The organism is Microcoleus sp. Pol12B5, from assembly GCF_036701335.1.
Classification (GTDB): Bacteria; Cyanobacteriota; Cyanobacteriia; order Cyanobacteriales; family Microcoleaceae; genus Microcoleus.
Map to the genome: position 1 here is coordinate 18,082 of NZ_JAUBQQ010000030.1, position 14,190 is coordinate 32,271.

Below are 14,190 nucleotides of genomic sequence, written 5' to 3' on the forward strand. Positions count from 1 at the left end.
TTTTGTGTTATTTTCCATCATCAATTTGATTTTTGTTATCGGCTTTGTAATCGTTAATTAATAACCGTAATTGTTTTTCCTGAAAGCTTGCAGCCAATTCACCTACCCGTTCGGCAAAGGGAATATATTTTGCATCCAATTTTTTTAACTGTTCAACTTGTTGAGTCACTGCTTTTAAATTACCTCTCATAACCAAATCGTATAAAATTACCAGTTCTTCATCTGGTGGAGGGACTAACAAAGAAGCTGAATCCGATCGCACGAATTGATTGACATTTTGATTGAGGTGAGATGACTCTTGATATACCCAAGATATCCCTAAATGCTTTTGTAGCAATACAAATAAATCAGCCGCCTGTACGGGTTTGGGTAAAAAAGCATTTGCGCCCATATCTAAACTCTTATGCTGGTCAGCTTCAAACACGCTAGCTGAAGAAACGATAATGACTAAATCTTTAAACTTAGGTTGAGAGCGGAGACGGCTTACTAACTCGAAACCATCCATTTCTGGCATTACTAAATCAGTAATAATAGCATTAAAATCGCTACAATCGACTTGTTTTAAAGCTTCTTTGGCATTTGTAGCTTCTAGCACTTCAAAGCCAAGGGGTGCTAACAAATTAACCAGCACAGAACGATTTTCCCACTGATCGTCAACTGCGAGAATTTTCAGTTTAGTTCCTTGATAGCCAGCGATCGCAGCTTGTAGCTGAATTGCCGATTCCCATTTACTAGCAGAAGGTAAATCTAAATCAAACCAAAATTGGCTGCCAGCATTTAACTGACTGTTAACTTGAATACTGCCACCCATCATTTCGATGATTTTTAAAGTAATTGCTAATCCCAAACCCGTTCCTTCTGACATCTTATCGGTATTGCCTACCTGTTCAAAAGGTTGAAAGATTTTCTGCATTTTCTCTTCGCCAATCCCCACTCCAGTATCTTCAATTTGAAAGCGGATAGAGTTGATGGCATTTAATTCATTAGCGTTAGTTTCTAAGGGTACTGATTTTACAAGTTGAACTTTGAAGGTAACGCCCCCTCGATCGGTAAATTTTACAGCATTACCTAAGAGATTAATTAAAATCTGCCTTAAGCGTTTTTCATCCCCTTGCACGTTGGTGGGTAAGGAAGAGTCAAATTGACAAATAAAACTGATGGCTTTTTGTTCCGATCTGAGGCGAAAGATTTGGCTGACATCTTCTAAAAATGCCCAAAAATGAAATTGCGTCGGGTAAAGTTCTATTCTCCTAGCTTCGATTTTAGAAAAGTCGAGGATGTCGTTAATTAAAGTGAGCAAATGAGAGCCACATTGATAAATAATTTTTAGACTATTTACCTCTTGATTGTCTAAGTTTTTTGAACGCATGAGGATTTGAGCATAGCCTAAAATCCCGTTGAGGGGTGTGCGAAGTTCGTGGCTCATGTTTGCCAAAAATTCGCTTTTGGCTTTGTTCGCAGCGTCGGCAGCTTCCTTGGCTATTTGCAATTCTATTTCTGCTTGTTTGCGATCGGTAAGATCGGTGTGAGAGCCGACTAAACGTAGGGGTTGGCCTTCCCCATCTCGCTCGACAACTCGACCTCGCGATAGTATCCACCTGTAGCTACCGTTTTTGTGCCGCATCCGAAATTCCCAACTATAAGGTTCGTTACTTCCTCTTTTTAAATACTTTCCTAAAGAGTCTAATATCGGGTGTAAATCATCGGAGTGAATCAGTTCTTCCCAAGAACTAAACTCGTTAGAAATTTCGCTGTCTTGATAGCCTAGCATGGCTTTCCATTGGGGTGAAAAATAGATGGCGTTGGTTTGGACTTGCCAGTCCCAGATGCCTTCATTAACGCTTTCTAGGGTTAATTGATACCTTTCTTCGCTTTGCCGGAGCGTCTCTTGTATCTGTTGGCGATCGCCCATTTCTTGCTCTAATGCTTGAGTTCTTTCTGCGACTTTTTGTTCTAAGGAGTGCGAATAATCTTCTAATTGTGCGTAGGACTGCTTGAGTTGCTGGCTCATTAAATTGAAAGAAGTCGCTAAAGCGCTGATTTCTTTAACGGAGGAGGCCGTTACTTTTTGCTCGAAGTCACCGCCAGCGATCGCGCTTGTGGCTTTACCCAAACGCCGAATCGGTCGGGCTATCCATTCAGAAGTCACAATTCCCAAAACAGTTGCCAAAAATAGTGCCAAAAGACATAATAAAATCGTCGTATGTCTACTCCTGTTAATTTGTTCCATAAAATCATTTTCTGGAACCGCAATTACAATTAACCAATCTATACCTTTACCATCTTGAAAAGGAACAACTTGTACGAATTGTTTTTGTCCTTCTACTAAAAATTCTAACTGCTGAGAAGTTTTAATTTCATTGAGATTGTTAAATCGCTCTGTTAAATATTTTGCAGTAGCTTTGGTTAAAATATCTTTGCTGTCATTGGCTGGAAATCTTTGCCTATTCTGGTATGGTTTTTCTGATGTGGAAGTTGCCACTAGCATGCCGCTTCGCTCGATAATAAAAGTTTGTCCTGTTTTTCCAACTTTTAGAGTTTGCAAAAAATTCCCAATTAGGGATAAACGTAGAGTAGTTAACAAGACACCAGTCGCTTTTCCATTTTTATCAAAAACTGGTTGCCCTGCTGTCATTATAGGGGTGATAATAAGTTCACCAAAATGTATTTTAGTCCAGGTAGGTTTGCCAGCTTCCATGCTTTCTTTGTAAGCTGTAATTCTTCGGGGATCGAAATTTTTAACCACTTTGATTAATTTTATTCTTTCTCCTTGACTACCAGCCAAATACATAAATACTTGGTTCGGCTTGGTTGGACTTGTTGCTTGAAGGACGAGCTTTTTTTCATCATTACTAATAATAGATACACCTTTCCCTTTTTCATTGATAATTGTCAGACCATTTACGCTATTAAATCTATTTTTTTGTCGCCAAATATGACGCTCCCACGCTCTCATATCTTCCATGCTCAATTGGCCCAAACTAACAGCATCAGCATTAATTTGATTAACTAAATGGGGAGCAGCAAGATAGGTCTGCAAATTCTGCTCAATTCTCGTGGCAATTTCACGGCGCAACTGTGCCGCTACATCATTCACAGCTTTCTGTCCATTTTGTAACGAAAAATATCCGGTTAACCCTACGGCTGTAAAGATTTGTAAAATAAAAGGAACAATTAAGACATGGCGTAGCGGCATTTTTCGGAATTTAGAAACATTTGTACACATAAGTTTTTAGTAGGAATAATGTATTTGTCTATACTATAGAGCCATAGAATATTCACCAGACGTAGGACTCTTCTGTAGATAAAGGGATAGGAAAGCAATAAGACTATAGTGCGTTACAAAAACTTTACGTTAAAATAAAAAAGATTACATTGGTTAGCATCCTCGTTGAACTATAATATGATGATACACCAATGGGAGAAGGTTAATTTTTTCCCGACCCCTAGATAGTCAGAACGTCATGCAGCTTATAATTGAAAAATCCTGCTGCCGATTGGCTCTGCAAACTGGCAGATTAGATAGTCAGGACGCCACGCGGCCTATAATTAAACACCAAGGAGAAGGCTAAACCTTTATGAATAATTTATCTTTCTCAAAAAACACCCTCTTAATTGTAGATGATAATCCTACAAACTTAGGTGTTATATTTAACGTTTTAGATGAAGCAGGATTAGAAGTTTTAGTAGCTCAAGATGGAGAAAGTGCGCTGCAAAAAATAGAATATGTCACTCCAGATTTAATTTTATTAGATATAATGATGCCGGGAATTGACGGATTTGAAACGTGTTCTCGACTGAAAAGTAACCCGTCAACTTCAGGAATCCCGATCATTTTTATGACGGCTCTTGGCAACACCGATCAAAAAGTCAAAGGTTTGAGTCTTGGGGCTGTAGATTATATCACTAAACCTTTTCAAAAAGAAGAAGTATTAGCTCGAATTCAAGTTCATTTAGAGTTGCGAAATTTGACCAAAGATCTGGCAAGCAAAAATCAATTGCTCCAAGAAAAAATTGAAGAAAAAACTACTTTAGAAAAAACTTTACAACAATTGAATCAAGAATTAGAAAAACGAGTTGAAGACCGAACCTCTGAACTAAAACAAGCTCTACAGACTATACAACAAGCTCAACTCCAATTAATCCAAAGCGAAAAAATGTCTACCCTCGGTCAATTAGTGGCTGGAGTGGCTCATGAAATTAATAATCCAGTAGGCTTTATCAAGGGAAACCTGACTCATGCTGAAACTTATATTCAAGATTTATTAGAAATTGTTCATCTTTATCAGCAACAGTTTCCCTCTCCAGGTGCAGCGATCGCCACTCGTGCCGAAGAAGTGGATTTAGAGTATCTAATAGAAGACTTACCCCAGCTTATTTCATCCATGAAAATGGGCGTAGAACGTATTCGTCAAATTAGTGTATCTTTAAGAACTTTTTCCCGCCCTGATAGTACATCAAAAGTAGAAGCTAACCTGCATGAAGGGATTGACAGTGCATTACTAATTCTACAACATCGATTAAAAGCAAATGATCTACGTCCGAAAATAGAAGTCGTTAAAGGATATGGAAATTTACCTCTAGTACCGTGCTACCCCGGACAGATCAATCAGGTATTTATTAACATTATTGCTAATGCCATTGATGCTTTAGAAGATTCTCTTCAGAAGCAAAAATTGGAAGAAATTAAAGTAAATCCAAGGCAAATTATGATTGACACTGAAGTTGACCGCCATCGAAATATCGCCATTATTCACATTAAAGATAACGGTTTGGGAATGCCGGAAGAGGTACGTACTAAAGTATTTGATTATCTATTTACAACCAAGCCAGCAGAAAAAGGTACGGGATTGGGTTTATCAATTAGTCATCAGATTGTTGTAGAAAAACATTGTGGTCAACTGAGTTGCTTTTCAGAACAGGGTGTTGGGACAGAGTTCATTATTGAAATTCCTTTAGCCTAAAGGGAGAGCCTAGGAATTAACGAATTTATTGGAGACTCAACTGACAGAGCAGGGAACGTCTCTACTCGGTCATTCGATTTTAGATTTTAGATTTTAGATTTTGGATTGACCCCACGGATAAATTCGGGGGCTTGAGGATTTTAGATTTTAGATTTTGGATTGACTCCACGGATAAATCACGTGGCGGGTACCATCAAGAAATTCTTGGTCAATGAGACCATTCATTTAGACGCGCTATCTAGCGGTTCAAAGCAGGATTTATCAACGCCCTTGGAGAAATGATGATTTTCATCCCCGCAGTTCCCCCAGCCAATCAATAAAAATTAAGAGAAGCCGCTAGGACTTACACATTGACAAAATGTTTATATTTTGTATAACTGCCCCTAGAGGCGATCGCTATTTCCAGAGGAGACATAATTGAGTAAAATGACTCAAGTTGTGATTGGGCTCAGAAACGTTAGACATCTCCCCAAAAGCTGAATCACCTACTGGGACACAATTGTGCAGAATATGCACAGCCAGTTGACTTCACCTCGATTTGACGACAGCATCAAGATGAGAAGCAACTCTACTTCTCTACACTAATGCAACATTTATCAGGGTTGATAAAATGTAGTATTGTCCCTTTTTTTAAGGCTATTGTAGCAAGATTTTTCGCAAATGGTATTACTCTTTTACAAATCCCGATGAGTAAACTCCTTCGCATCCTTCCCTACATAACTAGCGGCAACATGGCCATCTCCAACAACTCGATACTTATAGGTAATCAACCCTTCTAAACCCACAGGCCCGCGAGGTGGCATTTGCTGCGTACTAATCCCCACTTCTGCACCGAAGCCGTAGCGGAAACCGTCGGCAAATCGAGTCGAACAATTGTGATAAACTCCGGCCGCATCTACTCCATTTAAAAATGTTTCGGCGGTTTCGCTGTCTTCGGTAACAATGACATCGGTGTGTCTGGAACCGTATGTATTGATATGGTTAATTGCCTCTTCCACAGAATCTACTATTTTGATTGACAAAATCAAATCGCTGTATTCTGTAGACCAATCTGTTTCTGCTGCTTCGGCAATATTTTTAAGGATAGCGCGAGTTTTTTCGTCTCCCCGCAGTTCGACTTTTTTCTGCTGCAAAGCTTCGGCAACAGTGGGCAGGAATTTGGGGGCGATCGCACTGTGAACTAACAAGGTTTCAATGGCATTGCAGGCGGCTGGATACTGAGTTTTTGCATCGACAGAAATCTCTACTGCTTTCTGAATATCCGCCGCTGTGTCTGCGTACAAATGACAAATTCCGTCGGCGTGTCCTAACACGGGAATCCGCGTGTTTGCCTGCACGAACCGCACGAAGGAATTAGAACCTCTGGGAATAATTAAATCTACATATTCATCCATTTTCAGCAGTTCGATTGTTTCTTCCCGCGTGGTAAGCAATTGCACGACTTCTGGATTAACCGCAGTTTCTGCTAATGCTTGATGTATCACTTTTGTCAATATTTCGCAGGAACGGACTGCTTCTTTGCCGCCTTTGAGAATGACGCCGTTTCCTGATTTGATTGCCAAGGATACTATCTGAATTAACGCCTCTGGGCGCGCTTCAAAAATAATGCCTAAAACGCCCAAAGGACAGGTGATGCGCTTCAGAATTAATCCTCTATCCAATTCACGGTGAATTTGCACGACACCGATAGGATCTGGGAGTTTCGCAACGTCGCGCACGCCTGCGATCGCACTTTTCAACTTGCTCTCATCCAACTTTAGGCGATCGTACAGCGGTTTCGCAATTCCATCCGCCTCAGCCGCCTTGCCGTCAGCCGCGTTCGCCGCCACAATATCCGGCGCAGCAGCTTCTAAAGCTTTCGCAATAGCCTCAATAGCTTGATTTTTGGCATCAGCGGACAAAACTGCCAACTTTCTAGCAGATACGCGCGTTTTTTGGGCAATTTCAATAATAGACATGGCAGTAACTTTTAAATAGTTTTGATTGTTGGGTTTTGAATTTTGAGTGTGGAATTGAATCCGCACAAATAAATTTCGGGGCGGTTTTCAGTCTTAACAATTTTAGAGGAAATTCTATATTTTTGTTGAGACCCCTGACAGCAATCCACATTAACAGGTTAAAACAGTGAAGTATAGATAAAATCCCACGGTCATTTCCATTTGTCAATAACCTTTGGAGATTATTATGTCATCTCATGCCCCTTTACGCAAGGCAGGGCGAGCCGCCAAAGCAGGCGTTAAACTGATACAGAAAACTGGCGGAAATCTCGTTTTAGCTTCCGGCATCACCCTCAGCCTGCTGTTTGGTATGGTGTTAGCGCTATCTTTAGCCTCAGTTTTGATTCTCAGCAGTCCCGATCCAGTTACCGGATTGGCGATCGCACTTCCCATAACTCTGATTTTTAACATCGCTGCTTTTTTCCTATCGCCTTACTTGATGGACTTAAGCCAAAATTGGCTATACCATACTCGCTGGGTTTCCCTAGCAGAAATTGAAAGCCTAAGTCCCGAAACAGCGAAAGTTATTCAGAAGGTTTGCAAGCAGAAAAAACTCTCTTCTCCGCGTTTAGGAATTATCGACGACCAAAACCCTACTGCTTTTACTTATGGTTCCTTTCCAAACAGCGCTCGCTTAGTCGTCAGTCAAGGTCTTTTTACCTATTTAGACGACGAGGAAATTGCCACTGTTTACGCCCACGAACTCGGTCACATCGTCCACTGGGACTTTGCAGTAATGACTTTAGCTTCGACTTTGGTGCAGATTACTTATTTAATTTACACTACAACTCAAAGAATGGGTCGAAGTGGTGGCGAAAAAGCTAAAGATGCGGCCGGTACGGTAGCTGCTGTTGCTTATTTGTTTTACATCGCTGGCACTTATTTATTGCTGTATTTATCGCGGACACGAGAATATTTTGCCGACCATTTTGCCGCCGAAACTACTGGAAACCCCAATGCTTTGTCTCGCGCTTTGGTAAAAATTGCTTACGGTATTTTGGAAGAAGGACAAAGGGCAAAAGAACCCAGCATTTTGTTAGAAGGAACTCGCGCTTTAGGCATTTACGATGCCAAAGCTGCCACATCTACTGGGACTGCTTACAGGATTTCTTCGCAACCAGAAAAGATTGGGCGAGTGTTTTTGTGGGATATGTTTAATCCGTGGGGTTGGTGGATGGAGTTGAACTCGACTCACCCGCTGACTGGTAAACGAGTTCGCGCTTTAAGCACTTATGCCGAACAATTAGGCTTGGATATTGAGTTTGACATGGGCCGAATTGTCGGCGAAGGCAACGATTTGAGCAAGCGGAGATTGTACGGCAATTTTGTGTTCGATTTGCTGCTGTACAGTGCAGAAACTATGGGCTTAGCGGTGGGTTTTGCGATCGGCATTTCTCTGTATGCTGTAAACCCAATGATGATGGTTGCTTGTCCTTTAATCGGTTTGGGTACGGGAATTTTGCTCAAGACTCTGGTGATGTTCCCGAATTACCAACAAGCAGAACATTTGGATGTTTTGACCTTAATGTCTGACCCTTACGCAAGCCCTTTACGCGGTCAGCCGGCGCAACTACAAGGCGAATTAATTGGTCGCGGCGATGCGGGTTATGCCTTCGGTTCTGATTTGAAATTACAAGACAGAACGGGAATGATTTATCTGCGCTATGTTTCTCGTTTTGGGCCCATTGGTAATTTCCTGTTTGGCATGAAACGGGTTGAAAGTTTGATTGGAATGGATGTTAGCGCATTGGGTTGGTTCCGCCGGGGTGTTGCACCTTGGATGGATTTGATTCAGCTTGAAAGCGATAGCGGTACCACGGTTAAGAGTTATCACCGCTTCTGGTCTTTTGTGATGGGTACCGGTGCGATCGCGATCGGTATTGCCTCCCTCTTTATATCATTTCCTGCTTAAAAGTTGAAACGAATAAAGTCCTTACTACCAACAGGTTCATAGTAAAGACTTTATTCGCCTTAAGTCAGGGTTAAGGAGAACAGCATTCGTGCGAACATAAGCAGTTGAGAGATTAACCTCTTCCTGATTAGAATCCCTGAGTGTTAAACTAGGGGCTTAACTGATGACTGAGGATTGTTAGGTGGTTTAGCTGATTTGAATTCCGGTGTGGAGGACAATTGTTTCAAATCGATGAAGACCGAAAATTGGCTGGTATTCAACAACCCCGAATTAGGCTGTTTTTTCTTCTGCAATTGTTGACCGATCGCACAAAGTTTGCACATTATTTTAGCTCTTTTTGAGGATATAATAGTCGTTCTGGAAATCATGGGCTAGTTGCCTGATTTCAACGCTGCTAAACCCAGCTTCACTCAACATTTGCAGCGCTTTTTCTTGACCCCACATCGCTCCCAATCCCATGCCGCCGTAGGCTAAAGAAACAGTCATGCAGTGCATACAAGAAATGGTGTAGAGTAAGGGCGCAATGGGATGCTCTAGATTACCGCCGACATCCGTTGTGGCGCGGATATCTTGCATCAAATAAACACCATCGGGACGCAGAGCTTTGTAGATGTTTTGGAGTACAATATCGGGTCTGGCTTGATCGTGAATTGCATCAAATGTGGTGATCCAATGGTAGCGATCGCACTCATCCAATGTGGCGGCATCCTTCACCTCAAACTGGATATTATTCAACTTCCGCAGTTGGGCTTCCGTGTTGGCATTGGCGATGGCTTCTCCAGAAAAATCATAGCCTGTGAATCGGCTATTCGGAAACGCTTCAGCCAGCTTGTTGAGTGCTCGCCCGCAGCCACAGCCGACATCTAGCACCTCAATACCCCGCTGCAATGCTTCGGTAAGTCCGGGAATCAGTGGCAGAATATGGTCAAATAGAGCAGATACCGTGGTTTGACCGCTATCTTCTGCCATCACGGCATGAAAACGTTTGAACTCTGAGTAGGGTACACCGCCGCCTTTGTAGAAACAATCGATAATCCGGTCTTCCACCGATGCCAACACCGGAATGAATTGAGCAAAGGGGGCAATGTTGTTAGAAGCTGCAGCCCGTGTCAGGAATGCTGCATATTCTGTCGGCAAAGTGTAGGTTTTGTCGATCGAATTATAATCCACTAAGCGACCCGTTACCATTGCACCGAGCCATTCCCTCACGTAGCGTTCGTTCAATCCGGCAGCATCGGCAATTTGTTGACTGGTAGAGGGCGGCAATTCTGCCATTGTGTCAAACAGTTCGGTGCGATGCCCGATCGAAATCATGACGGCCAGGCCTCCGCTGTTGAGAATATCCAGCATCCGTTCTGCGAATGCTTCTGCTTTGGTTTGATCGAATGTTTGTGTCATCATAATTTAATGGTGATGGTATTCAAAAGTTTCTATTTGGAAAATTGGATGTTGCCAGGGGTACGATCGTCAGATTCCTGCCCGTCAATTCAACATTTCACCTATCTGTTCTTGCACCCAAATTTCAAACAATTCGCGCAGCAAACGCTGACGCATCGCTAAATCAAACTGAGCCGGAATTAATGTTTCTAATCTGACGATCGCCAGCCATCCTTCTACAGGGATAGGATGCCAAAGCTGACCGGTCCGGCTTATCGCCAACAGATGCGCCAAATTCGGGTGGATTGTGCCGAGTTCCGCCGGGCCAACGATTCCATTGACTTGAGCTTCTGGGCCTTGGGAATACTCGCGCGCCAGTTCGGCAAAGGATTGCTCTTTTTCTTGAATCCGAAAATACAGTTCGCGCGCAATTTCTGCGTCTTTAACCCGAATCAAAGAATAGATGGCTCGATCTAGCGATCGCTTGCGTTGCAGAAAATAGGACTCTAGTTTGTGATGCCAAGTTTGGTGTTTAAATTTCTCAATTTTGAGCAGCCTTGGAATGAAAACAGTCTCTAAAAATTCCCGACTCATCCCGTGCTTTTTTAGCCAAAACTGCTGTGTGGTTTCGTCGATCAGTTGATTTTGTTCGTAGAACTGCTGGCTGGCATTCACGATTTCTTCAGCGGTGCAATCGATGGGGGCGATCGCTTCATCAATGATGCTCTCGCGGTATAATTGGGGCAGCATTTGGTAGCTGGCAAGTCGAGGAACTATCTCCTCCCCAGAGATGGTGCGATTGCGGATTTGTAATAAAACTGCGGTCATAGCTGTCTGGTTTCAATTAAAGCCATTTGAACGAACAAGTGATAGGGTAAGGTGCACAGTGTGCACCCTACAGATAGAGTTTTTACATCCAGGACTTTCTAGTTGGGAATCGGAGTCAAGGTAACAGAGTAATTAGTGTTACCTGTGAATTGAGAGGCTTGGAGATAGTAGTTAGTTGCAGGAGCCAAGTTTTGGACAAATCCTTCGGAAATAGTGCCTCGCTTAACCACACTTCCAATTACCTCACCTGCATCGACGGCGCGATTGTTGTTTTTGTCTTGAATCAATCGGAGATCGGCATCAGCGCTGAGATTATTGAGACCAAAGTGATAAAATCCCTGGGTATTGACAGCGAGATGGATAGTATCGGTGGTGTCGGTGTTACCCACAGAACCTTGATGAGTTCTTGGTTGGTCGTTGGAAAAGACGGCACCGAAATCATCTTCTACGGCGAGGACTTTGCTGGCTGTTCCGATCGCGTCAGCCGATACTCTCAAATTGTAGGGAGTATCGTTGAACGCACGGTTCCGATTGACTTGCACCACGTAATTGCCTGCATCAACGTCAGCAACTGCTGAGGACAAGTTGATTACTTCATCCAAACGCAATCGATCGGAAATAGCAATTTGCTTATCGTTACCATCAACTAAGCCATTGCCATTGAAATCGCGAAATAGTTGAACATTCAGATCGTCGGTCATACCAACCAGCCCAAGGTTGATATTTTTATCGCTATCCAGACGGAAACTGTAGGTGTCTTTGCTGTTGAGATTACTGATAGTGCGGCGCGGAACTACTACGGCACTATTAGATGGCAAGGTACCAAGGTCAAATTCAGCCATTTTATTTCTCCTTAAAGTGTAAAGGGATTAGTTAATTTGCTGGTTGTTTGCTTAACTTGATATCAATCTAACGAGGCGATCGTTCCGAAAGCGTTCCCAAAGCGTTCTCGAAGCGTTCCCAAAGCATCCAAGCGCGATCGTCCGCGCGAATTCAAGGTTTGAGAACTTCCGCACACCAAACGCGATCGAAGGGAATTCCCGCTTTACCGTGGGCTTCTCGAATCACTTCCGCATCGGGCGCGTTCAGTTCACACACCACGCGAGTTTTATCCAGCAACGCATAGGAACGCACCCATTCAATACCCCGTTCCTGATAACACGCTAAAATTAATCGCTGGGCTTCCTTCCACTCTTCATCGGTAAAGCCATTCGGATAGCTTCCCTCCAACACCTTGAGGATTGGTTCGTTCCATACAGGTGGCACACCTTCAGGTTCAATAACTTGGGCTGTCCAAACCTTGCTAAATCCAACATCGGCTTGGCGATAAGCTTGTCGCACCGACTCTGCATCTGGTGCCTCAAAGGTGCAAATCATGCGATCGCGATCGGCTGATAGTAAAGAGTAGCACCACTTGGCATTTCTTGCCCCAAGACAATCTAAAACTCGCGTATCAGCTAACATTTCTGCGGTTATTGGTTGATCGGTCGTTGTTTCAACTTTGATAAGAGACATAATTACTTCCTCTTAATTAGTAATGACTGTTGATTGGTCACTGTTGACTGTTAACTAATGACTCATGACTAATTGTAGCGATTGATGATTTTCCCCACTCTCACCCCAATTTTTTCAGCGCCTCGCAATGGACAAAGTGAGCGAGTTGTCACCCCCCCAGCATAAACGTGGGCAAAGTCTGCTCTACGCTCGCATTCTCAGCCAATCTGTAAATGATAGTGCGATCGCACAAAAATATCAGAAAATTAAGTTCTTGCCTGATGGATCTCTTTAGCAGTCCTCAATCCAGATGCTAATGCGCCCTGCATCCATCCCCTCGTAGTAGAAGTGTGTTCTCCAGCAAAATAGACTTTACCTTCCGACTTTCCAAGTTCATCAAACAACCTTTTTTCTTGGTCTTCAGTCGGGTATGCCCAACCTGACCTCGACCAAGGGTCTTTAGCCCAAGAATAACTGGTCATCTTGCCCTGATAAGCACTTACACCAGGGAGAATCTTTTCCCATCGCTGTAGTAATTGAGGCAATTGTTGTTCCGGGGCGAGGGCATCCATAGCAAGGGCATTTTCCCCTTTCAGATAAGCTTCCAAAATACCTGTTTTTTCAGGAAAATCCCAACTGGGTTGCCACAGTTCTTCAGGACGATCCTCAAACAACCCCCAACCGTTCAACCCTTCTTTTTCCCAGAATCTTTCGGAGAATTCAACAAACATTCGTGTCGCTGCGCGATAGTTATAACCCCCAGCGATAGCAAGCTGTTTTTGAGGTGATAGTGGAGGCTGAAAATTGATCTGTCCCAAGACTGGCAAGGGAACAGTACATACTACGCAGTCTCCAGTGTATTGCTGTCCTGATTGGCACAAGACTTGAACCCCTGAAGAAGTTTGTTCAATACGAGTAACCGCAGATCCTAGATGAATTTTATCAACTAGAGCGGTAGCAAATGCTTGTGGTAATCGATCTGAACCTTGAGCAATTTTAACAACTTTTGATATGTCTCCGCCCGGTATAACTTTAGCTAAATCATCCGCAGAAATCAGAAGACGTTGCCCTTTCTTCACAGCAATGTAAAGCCCATCTGGTGGTAAAAAACGCTTGAGAGGCAAACCAAAATGTTGAGCATAGCCAAGTGTTAAATTGTGATTAGACGGAATTCTTGCTGCTCCCGCTTCTACAAAATGATTTTCACTAAAATTGCCTCGCAATGTCAAAACTCTCCCTCCTACTCGCTCACGGGCTTCTAAAACCGTTACTGTATGACCTGCTGCTGCTAACTCGTAAGCGGCAACCAAACCAGACAACCCCGCTCCGACAACGATCACTTTCTGAGAGGATAGTCCTTTCTCTAATGCTCCTGGAGTTCGGGAGTTTTGGGCTTTAACTTGAGCATGGGCTATTACCGCACCAAACGTTACAGCGCTACTTAATAGAAATTGACGGCGATTCATTTTAAACATAACGGTCTACCAAATAATTACAGTAATACTAAAGGTTTGGCATAATTTAACAAAAAAGGGGAATATGAAGCAATTATCAAACAAGCGGAAAAGTTTAAAAAATTAGAAGAGCGATATGAAGTAAAGTAAAGTTCCCTGTGAGG

General features: G+C 42.9%; 9 protein-coding genes. 2 read left to right on the top strand and 7 right to left on the bottom strand.

Annotated features, from left to right (window positions below; translation table 11 throughout):
* Positions 1–7 precede the first annotated feature (7 nt).
* On the bottom strand, positions 8–3,196 hold the full coding sequence (locus QUA24_RS14975) for a PAS domain-containing protein (protein WP_333230564.1): 3,189 nt from the start codon (positions 3,194–3,196) through the stop codon (positions 8–10).
* Positions 3,197–3,578: 382 nt separating this feature from the next.
* Here QUA24_RS14975 and QUA24_RS14980 point away from each other — a divergent pair, with 382 nt between their 5' ends.
* Positions 3,579–4,964, top strand: coding sequence for a response regulator (locus tag QUA24_RS14980; RefSeq protein ID WP_333230565.1), 1,386 nt, complete (start codon positions 3,579–3,581; stop codon positions 4,962–4,964).
* Between the two features lie 674 nt (positions 4,965–5,638).
* On the opposite strand, the gene QUA24_RS14985 is transcribed toward QUA24_RS14980, so the two are convergent.
* Positions 5,639–6,922: a glutamate-5-semialdehyde dehydrogenase gene (locus QUA24_RS14985; RefSeq protein WP_333230566.1), complete on the bottom strand. Its 1,284-nt coding sequence runs from the start codon at positions 6,920–6,922 to the stop codon at positions 5,639–5,641.
* Between the two features lie 226 nt (positions 6,923–7,148).
* Between QUA24_RS14985 and QUA24_RS14990 the strand changes: the two genes are divergently transcribed.
* Positions 7,149–8,873: a zinc metalloprotease HtpX gene (locus tag QUA24_RS14990; RefSeq protein WP_333230567.1), complete on the top strand. Its 1,725-nt coding sequence runs from the start codon at positions 7,149–7,151 to the stop codon at positions 8,871–8,873.
* 327 nt (positions 8,874–9,200) lie between these two features.
* Here the strand turns inward: QUA24_RS14990 and QUA24_RS14995 are convergent, their stop codons facing one another.
* The 5 genes from QUA24_RS14995 to QUA24_RS15015 form a co-directional block, all read right to left on the bottom strand.
* Positions 9,201–10,274 (bottom strand): class I SAM-dependent methyltransferase, encoded by a 1,074-nt coding sequence (locus tag QUA24_RS14995; RefSeq protein WP_333230568.1) that lies wholly within the window; start codon positions 10,272–10,274, stop codon positions 9,201–9,203.
* A gap of 81 nt (positions 10,275–10,355) precedes the next feature.
* Positions 10,356–11,078, bottom strand: coding sequence for a peptidylprolyl isomerase (locus tag QUA24_RS15000; protein WP_333209734.1), 723 nt, complete (start codon positions 11,076–11,078; stop codon positions 10,356–10,358).
* 98 nt (positions 11,079–11,176) lie between these two features.
* Positions 11,177–11,920, bottom strand: a complete 744-nt coding sequence (locus tag QUA24_RS15005) for a hypothetical protein (RefSeq protein WP_333230569.1) — start codon at positions 11,918–11,920, stop codon at positions 11,177–11,179.
* Between the two features lie 151 nt (positions 11,921–12,071).
* Positions 12,072–12,593 (bottom strand): DUF4242 domain-containing protein, encoded by a 522-nt coding sequence (locus QUA24_RS15010; RefSeq protein ID WP_333230570.1) that lies wholly within the window; start codon positions 12,591–12,593, stop codon positions 12,072–12,074.
* A gap of 245 nt (positions 12,594–12,838) precedes the next feature.
* On the bottom strand, positions 12,839–14,047 hold the full coding sequence (locus QUA24_RS15015) for a flavin monoamine oxidase family protein (RefSeq protein WP_333230571.1): 1,209 nt from the start codon (positions 14,045–14,047) through the stop codon (positions 12,839–12,841).
* Positions 14,048–14,190 lie beyond the last annotated feature (143 nt).

Excerpts from the sequence above, each read along its gene's own strand:
- QUA24_RS14975 (WP_333230564.1), bottom strand. The coding sequence starts at position 3,196 with ATGCCGCTACGCCATGTCTTAATTGTTCCTTTTATTTTACAAATCTTT.
- QUA24_RS15000 (WP_333209734.1), bottom strand. The coding sequence starts at position 11,078 with ATGACCGCAGTTTTATTACAAATCCGCAATCGCACCATCTCTGGGGAG.
- QUA24_RS14990 (WP_333230567.1), top strand. The coding sequence starts at position 7,149 with ATGTCATCTCATGCCCCTTTACGCAAGGCAGGGCGAGCCGCCAAAGCA.
- QUA24_RS15010 (WP_333230570.1), bottom strand. The coding sequence starts at position 12,593 with ATGTCTCTTATCAAAGTTGAAACAACGACCGATCAACCAATAACCGCA.
- QUA24_RS15005 (WP_333230569.1), bottom strand. The coding sequence starts at position 11,920 with ATGGCTGAATTTGACCTTGGTACCTTGCCATCTAATAGTGCCGTAGTA.
- QUA24_RS15015 (WP_333230571.1), bottom strand. The coding sequence starts at position 14,047 with ATGTTTAAAATGAATCGCCGTCAATTTCTATTAAGTAGCGCTGTAACG.
- QUA24_RS14995 (WP_333230568.1), bottom strand. The coding sequence starts at position 10,274 with ATGATGACACAAACATTCGATCAAACCAAAGCAGAAGCATTCGCAGAA.
- QUA24_RS14980 (WP_333230565.1), top strand. The coding sequence starts at position 3,579 with ATGAATAATTTATCTTTCTCAAAAAACACCCTCTTAATTGTAGATGAT.
- QUA24_RS14985 (WP_333230566.1), bottom strand. The coding sequence starts at position 6,922 with ATGTCTATTATTGAAATTGCCCAAAAAACGCGCGTATCTGCTAGAAAG.